Below are 16529 nucleotides of genomic sequence, written 5' to 3'. Positions count from 1 at the left end.
CCCCCTAATTATTTTTTAAGTGTTAATGCGTGATCTAAAACTGCTTCTCCATTCATCATGCCGTAGTGCATTGGATTGATAACGTCGATTCCAACATTTTTCTCGTCAGCAAGCGTTTTCATTGAAGAGAGCATGTAACGAACTTGTGGTCCTAGTAATAACACATCTGCTTGATCGATATTCGTTTTTACTGCATCCCCAGATACAGCCCAAATCTTGCCTTCTAGACCGCGAGCTTTTGCAGCCGCTTCCATTTTTGTAACTAGTAAACTTGTAGACATCCCTGCTGAACAACATAATAAAATATTCATTTGAAAATCCCCCTTGTGTAGTATAAAAAATTTATGTTTATTTATTTTTCTTTACGCTATTTATTAATGCAATTAGCGTGCCAACTTTTTAAAACCACTAAAATCAGTGCTTTTTCGAGCATTTTCTTTGTGTGTTAACGCTTTCAATTAGTGTGTCGTCCAAAAAATACACAGTGTGTTATAAAACAACACGCTTTTAACACATAACTGTATGAAAATAGATTAGTGTTTAGTCGTCTAGTTGTGTTTAATATGAAAAAACACTAAAAAAACTTTTTCAATGAAAAATAATTCATTATTTTAACCCACTATTTAGTGAAATAAAAAAACCTTGCATAAGCAAGGTTCATTCATCCACCGACATCTTCCTATATAACTCTACAAACTCACTCGCTAATTCCTTCACCGTAATTGCATTCATTAAATGGTCTTGCGCGTGTACCATTAAAAGAGTAACTTCGGTCTTTTCGCCACCAGCCTCTTTCTGGATAAGCTCCGTTTGTACGCGGTGCGCCTCCTTTAATTCCTCTAGTGCTTCTTGTAATTTAGCTTCAGCTTCTGTAAACTCCCCACGCTTCGCACAATCAATTGCTTCCATTGAACAACTTCTCGCGTTTCCCCCATGCAAGATTAAATGAAAAGCTTTCGTCTCTATCGTATCCATTGTAGTTCTTTACTCCCCCTTTTCTTCCGCCAGTTTTTGTTTATCCCATATTTTTAAGAACGGTAAATAAATGAAGAATGCTAGCGCAAAGTTAACAAGTTGCAAAATAACACCTGAAATTTTCCCGCCCGATCCTAAATATCCACTAAAAAGAATAGGTGTCGTCCAAGGTACAGCGGCCCCACTCGGACGTGCAACCCATCCCCATTCCATTGCAAAGTAAGAAACAATTGTTAGCACGACTGGAACTAATATAAATGGAATTAGTAAAAGTGGGTTCATCACAATCGGCATACCAAAAGTTACCATCTCATTAATATTAAATATACCAGGTGCAATTGACAATCTCCCTAAACTTTTTAATTGTTGACTTCGTGCAAATAGTAACATTCCGACAACTAGAGCAAGCGTTGCACCAGAACCGCCCATATAAATCCATAAGTCAAAAAACTGTGCCGTAATCGTATTTGGTACATCTTGCCCAGCTTGAAAAGCAACTCGGTTTTGATCCATTAACGACAACCAAACGGGGCTCATTACACCACCAACAATAGTAGCACCATGAATTCCACAAGACCAAAGAACATGAACGAGAATAACTGCTATTATCGCGCCCCAAAGACTAGCACCAAGTACACTAAGCGGTTCCTGTAAAATTTGTCCTACAATATTATGGATACTGCCAAAAGAAGTATTTTCTATAATTAAGCGTAAAATCCAAATAACTGTTACAACAATAAATCCTGGAACAAGTGCTGCAAATGAACGCGTGACAGCTGGTGGAACTGTCTCTGGCATCTTTATAATTATCTTTTTTTGTACAATAAACCGATAAAGTTCAGTAGATATAAGTGCAATAATCATTGCTACAAATAACCCTTGGCTTCCCATTAATGCAGCTGGGATAGCGCCTTCTACAAGTACACTTTCTTTTGTACTTGGTATAATATATGCAACTTGAAATGGAGTCGCAAGTAAAAACGTCACAAGCGACAATGCCCCGGATGCTAAAGCATCTACTTTATAATACTCTCCAAGTCTGTAAGCGATTCCAAAAACAGCTATTAAAGCCATTATATTAAAAGTTGCACTAACTGGATACCCTAAAGCTCGCTGCCAATTCTCCCCAAACAAACCTGCCATAAAATCGTTATATCCCGGTATCGGCAGTGCACTAATAATGAGGAAAAACGATCCAATAATTAAGAAAGGCATCGTTAAAATAATTCCATCTCGAATTGCTTGTAAATGCCTCTGCTCTGCAACCTTCCCTGCTACCGGCATCACATACTTCTCTAAAAACCGTATCATCTATCCCACTCTCCTCATGGTTTCATTAACAAAGCTGCTTGCAAGATAGCTTCTCCATTACAAAGTCCGTAATGAACAGATTGAATGACATCAACAGGTATCCCTTTATCCTTACATAGTTCTTTCATTTTCGGTAATAAATAACGTACTTGCGGTCCAAGTAAAAGGACATCAGCTTTATCAATATGACTATTCACTTCAGAACCTGATACTGCCCAGATTGTTACTTCTATCCCTCTTGCCTCTGCTGCTTTCTCCATCTTTGTAACAATCAAACTGGAAGACATTCCCGCTGCACAGCAAAGTAAAATATTCATCCCGCTTCCCTCCCCCTTTTTCTCTACCTAAGTTATGGTGCATCCCTTGCCACCACTAGGTTACAAATATATATGTCTAGATTTCCTGCTGTATGCCGAGCTTAAAAACAAAAATTTCTTCGTTTTCACGCTATTCCATTTATCCGTATTCTCCTAGTAAAGAGGACGCTAACTCGCTATAATAATTCAGTATGATTTTTTTAATTGATAGGAGGATATATTTATGAAGGCATATCGCTTTCCACTTATTTTGTTATCTTCTATCCTAATTGGTGGTTTCATTGGTTATTTCATGGGTGCCGATGCAGTTGCTTTAAAGCCGCTTGGTGACATTTTCTTAAACTTAATGTTTACGATTGTTGTACCTCTAGTGTTCTTTAGCATCGCATCGTCTATTGCTAATATGGATGGATTAAAACGTTTCGGTAAAATTATGTCTAGTATGGCTGGGACTTTCTTATTTACAAGTATTTTAGCTGCTATTTTTATGATTATTGTCGTGAAAGTATTCCCGCCAGCACAAGGTGTTGTACTAGAACTAACACAACCTGACAAAGCCGGCAAAGCTGTTAGTGTTGCAGATCAAATCGTCGGTATTTTAACAGTATCTGACTTCTCGAAGTTACTATCTCGTGAAAATATGTTAGCTCTTATTTTCTTCTCTATCTTAATGGGGATTGCAACTTCAGCAGTTGGCGAAAAAGGAAAGCCATTTGCTACATTCCTACAAGCTGGTGCAGAGATTTCAATGAAGGTTGTATCTTTCATTATGTACTACGCTCCAATCGGACTTGCTGCTTACTTCGCAGCATTAGTTGGCGAATTCGGACCACAACTTCTTGGAACTTACTTCCGAGCAGCAATGGTATACTATCCTGCTTCTCTCATTTATTTCTTTGTATTCTTCACATTCTATGCATACCTTGCAGGTCGCAAACAAGGTGTACAAGTATTTTGGAAGAACATGGTCTCTCCTACAGTTACATCACTTGCAACTTGTAGTAGTGCCGCAAGTATTCCAGCAAACTTAGAAGCAACAAAGAAAATGGGTATTTCTTCAGACGTTCGTGAAACAGTTGTCCTTCTTGGTTCTACTCTTCATAAAGATGGCTCTGTTTTAGGCGGCGTATTAAAAATTGCTTTCTTATTCGGTATTTTCAACATGGAATTCGAAGGACCGAAAACATTAGCAATCGCACTTGTTGTTTCTCTATTAGTAGGAACAGTAATGGGCGCTATTCCAGGCGGCGGTATGATTGGTGAAATGTTAATCGTTTCTTTATATGGCTTCCCGCCAGAAGCATTGCCAATTATCGCAGCAATCAGTACAATCATTGATCCTCCTGCAACGATGTTAAACGTAACAGCAGATAACGCTTGTGCCGTAATGACAGCTCGCCTTGTAGAAGGTAAGAACTGGATCAAAAACAAATTTGCTTAATAAATAGAAAGAGGATGCTCGTTTTGAGCATCCTCTTTCTTTGTTGTTAATCCATTCCGCCACAAATTTGTTAAAACCTTCACAAATATTCCACACCTCTTATCCATTCTCCGTACTATAATCATGTATGGAAAAGGAGATGGACACAATGACACAAAGCGCACCAGAATTTAAAGTTTTGCAAAGCATTGCATTTCTCGCTGTCGTTTTGCAAAGTTCTTTATTATATACAATGAATCAAGGAAATGTCTTACTTGAGCAATCCCTCATTATGGGCATGCTATTTAATCTTGCAAAATTCTCAGCACCAGCATTCATATTTATCGTTGGATTTCACTTAATTCGTCACTATACAAAGCAATTAGTATATAAAGAATATATTTCCGAAAAAGCGATACACTTACTCATTCCTTATTTCTTTTGGTCTATTCTTTACTTATTAACAACAAATAATCTTATTACGTTACAAAGTGGAATAAAAAGTTTATTACTCGGAACAGCCGCTCCCCATCTTTGGTACGTTATTATGATGTTCCAAATTCACTTATTGTTCCCTTTACTATGCACACTTTTTTATTGGTTTCAAAAACGAACAGAAAATAAAAAAGACATATATAAATATATGACCTTTTTCGCTTGCCTATATTTTCTATTAATGTGGTTCTTTTCTCACTATATTTTTAATGGAGAAAAATTAACAAGTTCAACAATTTTACATTATACAGATCGATCATTTCTATTCTACTCATTCTATTTCGTTATGGGCGGCATTGCCGCTGTAGCACTAAAAACTTGGCGTCTATTCGTCATGAAACATATCCCGCTTATAACAATATTATTTTTCATCTTATTTTTATTCATCAATTATGAGTTGTTTAGTTTTTACGGAGCAAACTCTATTCATTTAACTGTTTCTACCTATTTAAAACCATCTATGTTTTTATATATCGTATGCGAAATTATCATACTGTATGTGTTATCTATTATGATAGTACAGCGTCGTGGTTTCTTATATAAAACGTTACGTTTCATTGGAAATTACACGTATGGTGCTTATTTAGCTCATTTATTCTTCTTGCAACTATGCACAAAACTTCTTTCCTTATTCACGCTGCAAGAAAATACTATATTATATAGCCTATTACTATTTGTGTTAACGGCTATTATCTCTATTTCAACAATGGTCATTTGTAGCACAATACCATTTCATACTTGGATTACAGGTCCTTCTCCTACAACAAAGATGAAATGGACGAAGGTTGTATTACGAAAAAATCATAAAAAACTATTCAAGCCATATATTTGATATAATAATACGCATATAAAAAGAAAGCGAGAGACACCTATGATTAATCAAGTTGGACAAATTATGCTATATGTAAATAACCAAGACGAAACAGTACAATTTTGGACAGAAAAAGTAGGGTTCCAAATCATTGCGGAAGAAAATAACGGAAACGGATTCCGCTGGATTGAAATTGCACCGGCGAAAGAAGCAGGAACAAGCATCGTCCTTCACGATAAAGCGTTAATCGCGAAGATGCAACCTGAACTAAACCTAAATACACCTTCACTTATGTTCTTCTCAAATGACTTAGACCGTCTATATAAAGATCTTTCTGAGAAAAATGTCACAGTTGGACAGGTTGTAGATTTACCTACTGGTAGAGCATTCAACTTTGCTGATAATGAAAATAATTACTTTGCAGTAATGGAACGCAAATAAAAAATAAGCTATCCGAAAAAATCGGATAGCTTATTTCATTTTAAGAAACTTGTTCTACATTCGTTTCTCTATGCTGTATATGACTCGTGATCCAAGCAATTCCACCGGCAACAACGAGATAACATAACAATATTAAAATTTGCATTTGTAATTGCGACCAATCTCCTAAAGAAATAACATCTTGTAATCCTCTAAGAGAATGAGACATTGGGAGAAACTGTCCAATTTTGCTAAGAACAGCTATGTTTAATTCTCCTGGGAAAGTACCTCCGCTCGTCGCTAATTGCAGGACAAGAAGCGTTACCGCTAAGAACTTTCCAACAAGACCAAATACTGTTACTAGCATAAGAATAAATGTCATAAACGTAAAGGAAATAACAATACTTGATAAAACAAAGAGTGGCACACTTGCGACTTCTAATTTCATAACACCTAGCACAACTACATCTACGAGTAGCGCTTGAATGAGTCCAATTAAATATACCAATCCTAGTTTATTAATAAAATGTACCGTTCCGCTTACCTTCATGTTTTGTCTGCGGCCAAGAGGTAAAATATTCGATGCCATAATTCCGCCAACATAAAATGCAAGTGATAAGAAATATGGTGCAATGCCTGAACCGTAGTTAGGAACGTCAGAAACTGTTGACTTCACTAACTGAACTGGCTCTGAGAACATCGTATTGCGTGCATCATCATTACGAACATCCGCTATCTTCTCTGCGCCCTCTCCTAATTTCGTAGAAAGTTCTTTCGCACCATCATCAAGTTTAACAAGTCCATTTGTTAATTTACTAGCACCGTTATTCAGCTCCGTTCCACCACTCGCAAGCTGATTTACACCTTCTTGCAGGGATGTAAATCCATTTCCCCACTTCATAAATCCATCAGCCAAATTCGATGCACCATCTGCTATCTTTTTCGTTCCAGCAGTAGCTTCATTTAACTTAAATCCGAATGTATTCATGCCTTCTTCAATCTTATGTTGACCATCAGTTAGCTTCTTCGCACCTTGTGTCAATTGTTGTTGGCTATTATTTAAAGTACTTGTTGCTTTAGCTAGTCCATTAGACGTAGCAACAATTTTTTGAAAAGCGGGATCTTGCTGCACTTCTGGATGATTTTTCACGTACTCTTCTAATTGTTGTTTCACACTATTGGCCGCCCCATCCGCTTTTACTTGCCCTTCAGCAAGCTTCTCACTTCCGCTCACCCATTCATTTGTACCAGCACTTAATTCACTAACTCCTGATTGTAACGTTTTTTCACCTTGTGCTAATAACTCCATACCACTATGAAGTGATGTCGCTCCTTGACTCAGCTCATTTGCTCCCCCCGTTAAGGCAGATTGGCTAGACGCAAGCTTGTCACTTCCTTCTTTCAATTTCGATGTCCCGTCACTTAAACGATCAATACCATTCGCAAGCTGATTCGCTCCATTTTTTGCATCGGTCGTTCCTTCATGTAACTTCTCAGCACCATTACTTGCATCACTCAACCCTTGTGCCAAATCTTGAAACTTTGAAAAAACACCTTCTGTATATGATTTCGTAATACTGTTTGAGATTTTTGTTTTCATATTTTCAACAGCTGTCGTTCCAATTTGAGCCGCTACAAAGTTTTTACCTGGATTTACTTTGTACTGCAACTTTGCTGGCTCTGGTTTCTCATCCATAAGTGTACTTACCTTTTTAGAGAAATCTTCCGGAATCGTAACAACCATATAATATTTATCTTCTTTTAACCCTTCATCCGCACTTTTTTCTGATACGAAATGAAAAGCCAATTCCTTATTCTCTTTTAAATTTTTAACAAAATCGTCTCCTGCATGAATTGTTTTTTCATCCATCGCAGCACCCTTATCTAAATTCACAACCGCAACAGGTAATTTATCTAATTTTCCGTACGGATCCCAATATCCAGCTAAAAAGAATCCTGAATAAATTAACGGAACGATTAATAAAAAAATTAAAGCGATACGTCCATGTTTATGGTGCCACATCGCTTTCCAATCTTTAAATATAAGTTTAATTCCCTTCATGAAACATACTCCTCTTCTAATTTAACACCCTTCGAATGGTTTAACAGATTTACTATACACGTCACTTTACATACTGTATAATACATCTTTAATTATTAATTCATTCCTTTTGGTCTATAGAAAGGAGACTCGAAATGGAACTGCTCCAGTTAAAATACTTTCAGACAGTTGCACGACTAGAACACATGACAAAGGCAGCTGAAGAATTGCATATCGCGCAACCTTCACTCAGCAAAACAATTGCTAGACTCGAAAAGGATTTAGGAGTCCCTTTATTTGATCGCCAAGGCCGACAGATTACTTTAAATTCTTTCGGAAAAGTATTTTTAAAACGAGTAGAACGTATTTTTCATGAATTAAGTGAAGGAGAACGAGAAATTAAAGATTTAGCCGAATTACAACAAAGCTCTATTACACTGGCCGTTTCTATTCCAAGAATATTACCAGAACTACTTGGCTCTTTTTTACTAGAACATCCTAACGTTCGATTCCAACAATTTCTTGCATCCACTCCTTCTATGAAACGACAACTAGATAATATAGAAATTGACTTTTGTATCTCCTCTGTGCCAATTGAAGGTGAGGAGATTGTTTGGGAACCACTTATTACAGAAGAAATTTTCTTAGTCGTCCCTTCAGGCCATCGTTTATCAGGCCGAAAAAATATCCACCTGCATGAAGTAAAAAACGAACCGTTTATTAGTATGAACACTGGCTATGGATTTCGACACTTAACGGATGAATTTTGCAAAGAAGCTGGTTTCACTCCGCATATTGCTTTTGAAGTAGATGAACCGACCGTGATTAGCGACCTCATTAAGCAAGGTCTCGGCATCGCTTTTGTTCCAAGTTTAACTTTATTAAAAAACTCTACTTTAGCATCAAGCAAGTTGCGTATTATTGAACCCAATTGTCAGCGAACCATCGGATTAAGTTGGTCAAAAAAACGCTACTTATCAAAAACAGCTCAGCAATTCCGTGAATTCGTGATTGATTACTTCTCCAACATTAGGACGTAAAATTATATCAACAAATAAAAGTTGCCACCCTCATATGGTGGCAACTTTTATTGTTCACTCTTTTTTAATTCCATTTCAGCTAAAAGTGGTAGTACATTATCAAAAATATGCGTATTATTATTTTCACCTGTTACATATCCACCATAATATCTACTAAATACGTTATCATTTCGGAATGTGGCCATATGATCATACAATTCTTTCGCAAACTTTTTATCACCTGTTTGTAGTACGTACAAAATCGTTAATCCGGATGCGGCTGGCGATTCATAATTCACAGTTTGTTTTCCCGTTTCTAAATTGTAACGACCGTATAGCTTTCCATCCTCCTGGAATTTCTTCTTTATAAATTCCAAATAAGCAGTTGATGAAAGACCACCTAAACTTCGATGATATGCAACGTATGATTGGTCAATAAGATTCACTTCTTTATCGTACGTAAATGTACCATCTTCTTTATACTCTTTCGGGAATGCCCAGCCATGCCTTGGATAGTCCGCTAAAAATTGAACGACTTCCTGATATTGCTGAGCAGAAACTTTGTCGTACTTCTTCATATAGGAGAATGCACGTGGATTTATGTATGATGTTGTTACAAAATTATTTTGTTTCCCTGCATCTGCATCATAATAATCAACATAATAATTATCTTTTTTATTATAACGAAGTACAGCATCACTTAATTGATCGGCAAGGTTTTTATAACGCTCTTCCTTATACATTTCATAAGCACGATATAATTGTTCTATAATACGAAGATCATCTATAAGTGCATTTGTAGCTGACTGCCTCTCTCCCTTTTCAGAGAGTTTCCATAAAACGATATGATTCTTATATACGAAATTATCTTGAATAACCTTTACTTGCTCATCAAATAACGCCTGATCATCTTTATCAAGTGTATATTGTAACCATAATCCCGCTGATTCTGATAAAGCTTCACGTCCCTTTGCTTCACCCGTACCTGCCTTAGTATCTACTAAACGGTACGTGGCAAGCGTTCCATTGTCATTCACCATATGTCTTAAAATAAAATTTTCTGTACGGTTTCCTTGTAAAGCTGACCAAAATACAATTCCACCTAAAGCGATCAAGAAGATAATTCCAATCCCTATATATAAACGTTTCCGCAATCTTTTCACCTCCCTAGTAAGGCTAACCTTAATTTTATCAGAACATACATAAATTTAAAAAAGACAATCCACTAGATTGTCTCCCCCATTTCTATCCCTCGTAAACCTCTTTAGAAGGTTTATATAGCGATTGTACAAGCCGATCATATTCACGACGTGTAATCTCTTTATTATATAGCTTCAATAATAAATCTCTATGCTCTTTTGAAAATGCCATCTTTTTAATGACTTCAGGATACATAAAACACCCTCTCCATTTCACATAAACTTCTTCTTTCCGAAAAACAGAACTTATGTTCGCATAAAAGATTATAAAAGATTCCTGTAAAAAAAACAAACAAAACATGAGAAACTATTTATTTCTTTCTATTCAAAATATTACAACATTATATTATCATATTCACTTTTTAAATACATATATATTTTTGGTAGTTTTTTTGAATAAATCTTCCAATTCAATCAGAAAATAATGGCAAAAAAGAAGAGGAGTTTACATATGGATACGGTAACATTAGCAAGAGCATTTTTTGGTTCTTCATTAGCATTCCACATTATTTTTGCAACACTTGGCGTCGGACTTTCATTGATGATTTTTATAAGCGAAATACTCTATCACTGGAAGAAAGACTCCGACTATGCCATTATGGCGAAAAGATGGACAAAGGCGTTTGCTATTCTTCTCGGTGTAGCAATTCCAACTGGAACAATTGTTGGTGTGCAAATCTCACTTCTTTGGCCTGGTTTCGCCAAAATTGTTGGGCAAGTTATTTCTGTTCCCTTCCAAATTGAGATTTTCGCCTTCTTTTTGGAGGCTTTATTCATGTCGATTTACGTATATGCAGCTGATAAACTTCCTCCATTTATGAGATTAATCTCGCTATTTTTCGTCATGCTTGGTGCCACGGCATCCGCCGTGCTTATTACATCAGCAAATACATGGATGAATACACCAGCAGGCTTTTCAATGAATCCAGATGGATCTGTTTTTAACGTTGATCCGTGGAAAGCTTTCTTTAATCCAAGTTTTGGCACAAGTGCATTTCATGTCGTTATTACGGCTTATGCAACCGGTGCGGCTGTCATTGCTTCTATTGCTGGATTTAAATTATTGAAGAAAAATTTAAGTACACGTGAAATTGCTTATCATAAAAAAGGGCTGCTATTAGGGCTTGTCGTTACATTTATTACAGGCGCTACGATGTGGCTTTCAGGACATGAATCAGCGATTGCCTTACATAAACACTCACCTGAAAAACTTGCATCTGCTGAAGCTTTATTTGAAACGACATCACACGCACCGCTATCCATTGGCGGAGTTGTGGATCCTAATACACTTGAACTAAACTATGCACTTGAAATTCCAAACATGCTTAGCTTATTAGTGGGACTAGACCCTAGCACTGTCGTAAAAGGACTAAACGAATTCCCACAAGAAACATGGCCACCATTTTATACACATACACTATTCAACTTAATGGTAGGAACTGCTGCGTTTACCTTTGCTGTTGCAACAATTGCACTCTTATATTGGTATTTCGTGTACCGAAAAAAGGGAACAGAACTACCGAAGTGGCTACTTTGGGGGGCTGCCGCATGCGGACCAATTATGATGCTCGGTATTGAATTCGGATGGATTTTCAGTTGTAGCGGTCGTCAACCATGGACAATTTATGGTATGCAACGTACCGTCGATGCATCTACACGCGCTGATTTCGTCGGTCCTTTATTTGTTTTGTTCATCATTTTGTATATTGGACTCGCTATTTTAACAGTCATTGTTCTACGGACATTCTTTAGAAGACATCCATTAAAGAATGATTTACAACACCAAGGAGGCGATTCTCATGTATGAGGAAAGTATTGCAATCATCATCTTATGGGCCCTTATTTTCGTATACAGTATACTAGGGTCCATTGATTTTGGCGCTGGTTTTTGGGGCATGGTATACGCAAAACATCCGACGCTCGCTGCTAAACTTGCGAATCGGTACTTATCACCAACTTGGGAAGTAACAAATACGTTTCTCGTTTTCGTCGTTGTCGCATTTCTCGGCTTCTTTCCGAAAGCGGCCTTTACTCTTGCGACAGTAATGTTCGTACCAGTTATGTTAATTTTAGTGCTCATTGCAGTACGTAGTACATTTATGGTATTTGCTTACTCCTTGCCAAAATACCAATACCTTCTTCGGGTTATTTCAGGTATTACTGGTCTATTAATTCCAGCACTATTAATTACCGTTTTACCCGTTACAGAGGGAGCCTATATTACAATGTCTGAAGGAAAGGAAGTACTCCTATATGGAAAACTTCTTTCTAGCCCAGTTATCTACTGTTATATGCTCTTCGGACTAACTTCTGAACTATTTCTCTCCTCTCTCTTTCTTGCTGATTTTTCGAGAGAACAAAGTTCAGAAGATACGTATAGAATTTATAGAAGAAATGCTATCATCCTTGGTCCTGCAACGCTCGTTACGGCAATTATTGCCCTCGTTGTAATGGATCCAGAAACACATTGGGTTATGCAAGGATTAATAAAGCAATTCCCGTGGTTTACAGTTTCTATTGTTTTATTCGTTATCGGATACTCGTCCCTTTGGTGGACAAACAAAAAGTACAATACACTAGGATACCCTCGCATTGCCGTTTTAGCTGTCGTCGCTCAATATGCATTTGCAAGCTATGCTTACGGGGTCGCGCATTTACCGTATATTATTTATCCTGACGTAACTGTATTTACAAGCTTTACAACGAAAGAAACGTTCTATGCACTGCTCATTCTATACGCAATTGGGATTGCAATTTTATTACCAGGATTTATTTTCTTCTGGAACTTATTCTTGAAGGATCGTACTTTTTTGAAGGAAAAATAATATAGCATTGGAGTCTGTTCCAAAAGGCATTTTGGGATAGACTCCTTTTGTCGTGTTTTGTCGATAAGTCGATATATTTTAAAAATCGCTGATATATTTTGAGTTGCGCCGATATATTTCAATAATCGCAGATATATTTTAACTTGCGCCGATATATCTCAATAATCGCTGATATATTTTAACTTGCGCCAATACATCTCAATAATCGCCCATATAAATTTCATTTACTATCTTACTGCCCAATAATTTATAGACTCCTCTCATAATAGTTATTTCACTATTCGTGACACTTGTCCTTTAGCATGAAAAACACATATTCGGTTCATCTCGTTATACGTCTAGTTCTTCTTATTTTTTGCTGAATATACTACCAATATAAACTTGAGACAAGCTACATCTGTTCAAGGGAAAATAGAAAGGTAGGCAAAATATGAGCATTGAAATATGGATTACTATTATTGTATTTTTCTTAACGATGATCGTTATCTTTTGGCGACCTCGCGGCTTAAATGAGGCTTGGCCAGCAGCAATCGGAGCTGGTATCATCATAATTACTGGACTTGTATCAAAACCAGACATCATGGATATTATAAGTAAAATTGGCGGTGCCTCCATAACAATATTAGCAACTATTGTTATGGCAGTTATATTAGAAAGCTTCGGCTTCTTCCATTGGTCCGCAGCGAAACTGGCAAATCTAGCGAAAGGTTCTGGACGCCGTCTATACTGGTATATTCAATTATTATGTTTTCTTATGACTCTTTTATTTAATAACGACGGTAGTATTTTAATTACAACTCCCATTTTAATTCTTCTTCTAAAAAACCTTCAATTAAAACCACATCAACAAATTCCTTATTTATTAAGTGGTGCTTTAATCGCTACGGCATCTAGTGCACCAATTGGTGTAAGTAATATCGTAAATTTAATTGCATTAAACATCGTCCATATGACTCTTTATATGCATACTGCTATGATGTTTGTACCTGCAACATTAGGCTTGTTATTTATGTCATGGCTCATGTATACAGTTTTGAAGAAAAAACTTCCGAAAAAATTACCTGTTTCTTCATATGATATTGAAGAAATTTTCTTCACGAAAAACTTCCATCCATTAAAAGGAAATAATTCTGTTGATACGAAACAAAAACGGACAAGATTCATGTTAAAAGTATTAGGTTTCGTCTTCCTTATGCGCTGTCTTCTATTCGTTGCATCCTTCTTATCCATCCCAATTGAAATCGTTGCGGTACTTGGTTCACTCGTTCTGCTCATTTGGAGATGGTACTACTTACGAACAAATCCTGTCGACATTTTGAAAAAGACACCGTGGCACATTTTAATTTTCGCCTTCTCTATGTACGTCATTATTTACGGACTACACAACGCAGGATTAACAGCTGCACTTGTACAATGGCTCGAGCCAGTTGTGAATCAGCATCTACTCTATGCTAGCTTTGCGATGGGCGGACTTGTATCCATCCTCTCTAACGTCTTCAATAACCATCCTGCCCTTATGATTGGTACAATCACATTAACAGAAATGGGACTAGATCCAGTCACATTAAAAACTATCTATCTTGCAAACATCATTGGTAGTGACATCGGTTCACTATTACTACCAATTGGTACGCTAGCTTCACTCATTTGGATGTATATTCTGAAACAAAACAAAATTAAAGTAAAATGGAAAGACTATTTAAGTGTATCCCTTATCGTTATCCCGCTCACAACAGTCGTCACACTATTCCTCTTATTCTACTGGGTACATCTCTTCTTCGCCTTATAAACAACAGAAGCCCCATTTGCTACCGTCTTAGCAAATGGGGCTTCTTCTATAATAAAGTTAGGTACTACAGTGTGATCAATTAAGTAAAGAGGTGTAACATGTTATTGATATAAATGACTACCAGCTTCTTTAAATTCTTCTGCTTTCTCTTTCATTCCTTTTTCAATTGCTTCTGTCGTTTCTAAATCATTTTCTTTTGCATACTCACGAATATCATGTGAAATTCTCATACTACAAAACTTCGGTCCACACATTGAACAGAAGTGAGCTGTCTTTGCCCCTTCTGCAGGCAACGTTTCATCATGATATTCCATCGCACGTTCAGGATCTAAAGATAAATTAAATTGATCGCGCCAACGGAATTCGAAGCGTGCTTTTGAAAGTGCATCATCACGCTGATGAGCCGTTTTATGTCCTTTCGCAAGATCAGCCGCATGCGCTGCAATTTTGTACGTAATAACACCCGTGCGTACATCATCTTTGTTTGGCAAACCTAAATGTTCTTTCGGCGTTACATAACAAAGCATCGCTGTTCCAAACCAGCCAATCATCGCAGCTCCAATTGCAGATGTAATATGGTCGTAACCTGGTGCAATATCTGTCGTTAGCGGCCCAAGTGTGTAAAACGGCGCGCCCTGACAAATATCAAGCTCTTTCTCCATATTCTCTTTAATTAAGTGCATCGGTACGTGTCCAGGTCCTTCAATCATAACTTGCACATCATGTTTCCAAGCAATTTTTGTTAATTCACCAAGTGTTTCAAGCTCAGAAAACTGTGCTTCGTCATTGGCATCTGCAATAGACCCTGGGCGTAATCCATCTCCAAGAGAGAACGAAACATCGTACTGCTTCATAATTTCACAAATCTCTTCAAAGTGAGTATATAGGAAGTTTTCTTTATGATGGAATAAACACCACTGCGCCATAATCGAACCACCGCGCGAAACGATACCTGTCGTACGCTTTGCCGTGATTGGAATGTAACGAAGCAATACACCAGCGTGAATCGTAAAGTAATCAACGCCTTGCTCCGCCTGCTCAATTAACGTATCACGATATACTTCCCACGTTAAATCTTCTGCAATTCCGTTTACTTTTTCCAGCGCTTGATAGATCGGTACAGTTCCAACTGGTACAGGCGCGTTACGAATAATCCACTCACGCGTCGTATGAATATTTTTACCTGTAGATAAATCCATAATCGTATCTGCACCCCAGCGCGTTGCCCACGTCATCTTCTCTACTTCTTCTGCAATCGAAGAAGATACAGCTGAGTTTCCGATATTGGCGTTTACCTTCACATGGAAATTACGCCCGATGATCATCGGTTCAGCTTCTGGATGATTAATATTCGCTGGTAAAATAGCGCGGCCTTCTGCGATTTCCTTACGAACAAACTCCGGCTCTACCCCTTCACGAATCGCAACGTATTCCATCTCAGACGTAATAATGCCATTACGTGCATAGTGCATTTGCGTAACATTTGCACCTTGCTTTGCTCTAAGTGGCTGGCGATCCATTTGCGGGAAAACAGGTGTATGCTTCGAAGCTACTTTCACACCGTCATCCTCTGGTTTCATTTCACGCCCTTCGTATGCTTCTACATCACCACGCCCCATAATCCAAGAGTGGCGCGGCGTTGGAATTCCTTTTTCCAACTCGACCTTATACGCAGGATCTGTATAAGGACCGCTCGTATCATACACACGGATTGGTGGATTTGGGACACCATTCGTTTCGCTTTGTTCAATCTCACGCATCGGCACTTTCATACCTTCTCGTGGTCCATCCACATATACTTTCTTACTCCCTGGTAAACTCGATTTCAATTCAATTTGCTCAGCTGAAACAGATTGTTTCATAAATTTTGTTGCCCCCCTGTTCGTGACAAGGACGAGATATGGCCA

15 protein-coding genes are annotated in these 16529 nt (G+C 37.6%); 7 read left to right on the top strand and 8 right to left on the bottom strand.

Translation table 11 applies throughout. The annotated features are described in order from the left end of the window. Positions 1-8: 8 nt before the first annotated feature. From HFD78_RS09425 to HFD78_RS09410, 4 genes are all read right to left on the bottom strand, one after another. Positions 9-311, bottom strand: coding sequence for a PTS sugar transporter subunit IIB (locus HFD78_RS09425; protein WP_001023567.1), 303 nt, complete (start codon positions 309-311; stop codon positions 9-11). Positions 312-657: 346 nt separating this feature from the next. After that, positions 658-975, bottom strand: coding sequence for a PTS sugar transporter subunit IIA (locus HFD78_RS09420; protein WP_000379645.1), 318 nt, complete (start codon positions 973-975; stop codon positions 658-660). 9 nt (positions 976-984) lie between these two features. Beyond that, complete coding sequence (celB, locus tag HFD78_RS09415; protein ID WP_000617782.1) at positions 985-2286, bottom strand: PTS cellobiose transporter subunit IIC; 1302 nt, start codon at positions 2284-2286, stop codon at positions 985-987. A gap of 14 nt (positions 2287-2300) precedes the next feature. Next, complete coding sequence (locus HFD78_RS09410) at positions 2301-2603, bottom strand: PTS sugar transporter subunit IIB (protein ID WP_001023554.1); 303 nt, start codon at positions 2601-2603, stop codon at positions 2301-2303. A gap of 223 nt (positions 2604-2826) precedes the next feature. Here HFD78_RS09410 and HFD78_RS09405 point away from each other — a divergent pair, with 223 nt between their 5' ends. From HFD78_RS09405 to HFD78_RS09395, 3 genes are all read left to right on the top strand, one after another. Then, complete coding sequence (locus tag HFD78_RS09405) at positions 2827-4044, top strand: dicarboxylate/amino acid:cation symporter (protein WP_000649376.1); 1218 nt, start codon at positions 2827-2829, stop codon at positions 4042-4044. Between the two features lie 148 nt (positions 4045-4192). Beyond that, positions 4193-5350 carry an acyltransferase gene (locus tag HFD78_RS09400; RefSeq protein ID WP_000194319.1) on the top strand — a complete coding sequence of 386 codons (1158 nt, stop codon included), beginning with the start codon at positions 4193-4195 and terminating at the stop codon, positions 5348-5350. Between the two features lie 39 nt (positions 5351-5389). Next, positions 5390-5770, top strand: a complete 381-nt coding sequence (locus tag HFD78_RS09395) for a VOC family protein (RefSeq protein ID WP_000610162.1) — start codon at positions 5390-5392, stop codon at positions 5768-5770. Between the two features lie 40 nt (positions 5771-5810). Here the strand turns inward: HFD78_RS09395 and HFD78_RS09390 are convergent, their stop codons facing one another. Then, positions 5811-7811, bottom strand: a complete 2001-nt coding sequence (locus HFD78_RS09390; protein ID WP_000676213.1) for a YhgE/Pip domain-containing protein — start codon at positions 7809-7811, stop codon at positions 5811-5813. Between the two features lie 134 nt (positions 7812-7945). On the opposite strand from HFD78_RS09390, the gene HFD78_RS09385 reads away from it, so the two are divergent. Continuing rightward, a complete protein-coding gene (locus HFD78_RS09385; RefSeq protein ID WP_000421928.1) occupies positions 7946-8830 on the top strand; it encodes a LysR family transcriptional regulator in 885 nt (294 codons plus the stop codon). A 47-nt stretch (positions 8831-8877) separates the two neighbouring features. Here the strand turns inward: HFD78_RS09385 and HFD78_RS09380 are convergent, their stop codons facing one another. Continuing rightward, positions 8878-9963, bottom strand: coding sequence for a transcriptional regulator (locus HFD78_RS09380; protein ID WP_191968066.1), 1086 nt, complete (start codon positions 9961-9963; stop codon positions 8878-8880). A gap of 91 nt (positions 9964-10054) precedes the next feature. Continuing rightward, a complete protein-coding gene (locus tag HFD78_RS09375) occupies positions 10055-10204 on the bottom strand; it encodes a hypothetical protein (protein ID WP_000283181.1) in 150 nt (49 codons plus the stop codon). Between the two features lie 255 nt (positions 10205-10459). On the opposite strand from HFD78_RS09375, the gene cydA reads away from it, so the two are divergent. The 3 genes from cydA to HFD78_RS09360 all read left to right on the top strand — a co-directional run bounded on the left by cydA (position 10460) and on the right by HFD78_RS09360 (position 14622). Beyond that, positions 10460-11815 carry a cytochrome ubiquinol oxidase subunit I gene (gene cydA, locus HFD78_RS09370; RefSeq protein ID WP_000381987.1) on the top strand — a complete coding sequence of 452 codons (1356 nt, stop codon included), beginning with the start codon at positions 10460-10462 and terminating at the stop codon, positions 11813-11815. After that, positions 11808-12833, top strand: coding sequence for a cytochrome d ubiquinol oxidase subunit II (locus HFD78_RS09365; protein WP_000272788.1), 1026 nt, complete (start codon positions 11808-11810; stop codon positions 12831-12833). The genes cydA and HFD78_RS09365 overlap by 8 nt, the downstream gene beginning before the upstream one ends. Positions 12834-13263: 430 nt before the next feature. After that, a complete protein-coding gene (locus tag HFD78_RS09360; RefSeq protein ID WP_000021120.1) occupies positions 13264-14622 on the top strand; it encodes an arsenic transporter in 1359 nt (452 codons plus the stop codon). Positions 14623-14723: 101 nt separating this feature from the next. Here HFD78_RS09360 and thiC read toward each other — a convergent pair whose 3' ends face one another. Then, entirely contained in the window at positions 14724-16484 is a 1761-nt protein-coding gene (gene thiC / locus HFD78_RS09355) for a phosphomethylpyrimidine synthase ThiC (RefSeq protein WP_000814476.1), read from the bottom strand. Positions 16485-16529 lie beyond the last annotated feature (45 nt).

It is taken from the genome of Bacillus sp. EKM501B, from assembly GCF_011800505.1.
Taxonomy (GTDB): Bacteria; Bacillota; Bacilli; order Bacillales; family Bacillaceae_G; genus Bacillus_A; species Bacillus_A cereus.
Note: the sequence above shows the minus strand (reverse complement) of the source record. Positions and strands in the feature narration are given on the sequence as shown.

Coding starts and splice junctions, on each gene's coding strand:
- HFD78_RS09420 (WP_000379645.1), bottom strand. CDS start 975: ATGGATACGATAGAGACGAAAGCTTTTCATTTAATCTTGCATGGGGGA.
- HFD78_RS09425 (WP_001023567.1), bottom strand. CDS start 311: ATGAATATTTTATTATGTTGTTCAGCAGGGATGTCTACAAGTTTACTA.
- HFD78_RS09390 (WP_000676213.1), bottom strand. CDS start 7,811: ATGAAGGGAATTAAACTTATATTTAAAGATTGGAAAGCGATGTGGCAC.
- HFD78_RS09385 (WP_000421928.1), top strand. CDS start 7,946: ATGGAACTGCTCCAGTTAAAATACTTTCAGACAGTTGCACGACTAGAA.
- HFD78_RS09395 (WP_000610162.1), top strand. CDS start 5,390: ATGATTAATCAAGTTGGACAAATTATGCTATATGTAAATAACCAAGAC.
- HFD78_RS09360 (WP_000021120.1), top strand. CDS start 13,264: ATGAGCATTGAAATATGGATTACTATTATTGTATTTTTCTTAACGATG.
- HFD78_RS09375 (WP_000283181.1), bottom strand. CDS start 10,204: ATGTATCCTGAAGTCATTAAAAAGATGGCATTTTCAAAAGAGCATAGA.
- HFD78_RS09400 (WP_000194319.1), top strand. CDS start 4,193: ATGACACAAAGCGCACCAGAATTTAAAGTTTTGCAAAGCATTGCATTT.
- HFD78_RS09365 (WP_000272788.1), top strand. CDS start 11,808: ATGTATGAGGAAAGTATTGCAATCATCATCTTATGGGCCCTTATTTTC.
- cydA (WP_000381987.1), top strand. CDS start 10,460: ATGGATACGGTAACATTAGCAAGAGCATTTTTTGGTTCTTCATTAGCA.
- celB (WP_000617782.1), bottom strand. CDS start 2,286: ATGATACGGTTTTTAGAGAAGTATGTGATGCCGGTAGCAGGGAAGGTT.
- HFD78_RS09405 (WP_000649376.1), top strand. CDS start 2,827: ATGAAGGCATATCGCTTTCCACTTATTTTGTTATCTTCTATCCTAATT.
- HFD78_RS09410 (WP_001023554.1), bottom strand. CDS start 2,603: ATGAATATTTTACTTTGCTGTGCAGCGGGAATGTCTTCCAGTTTGATT.
- thiC (WP_000814476.1), bottom strand. CDS start 16,484: ATGAAACAATCTGTTTCAGCTGAGCAAATTGAATTGAAATCGAGTTTA.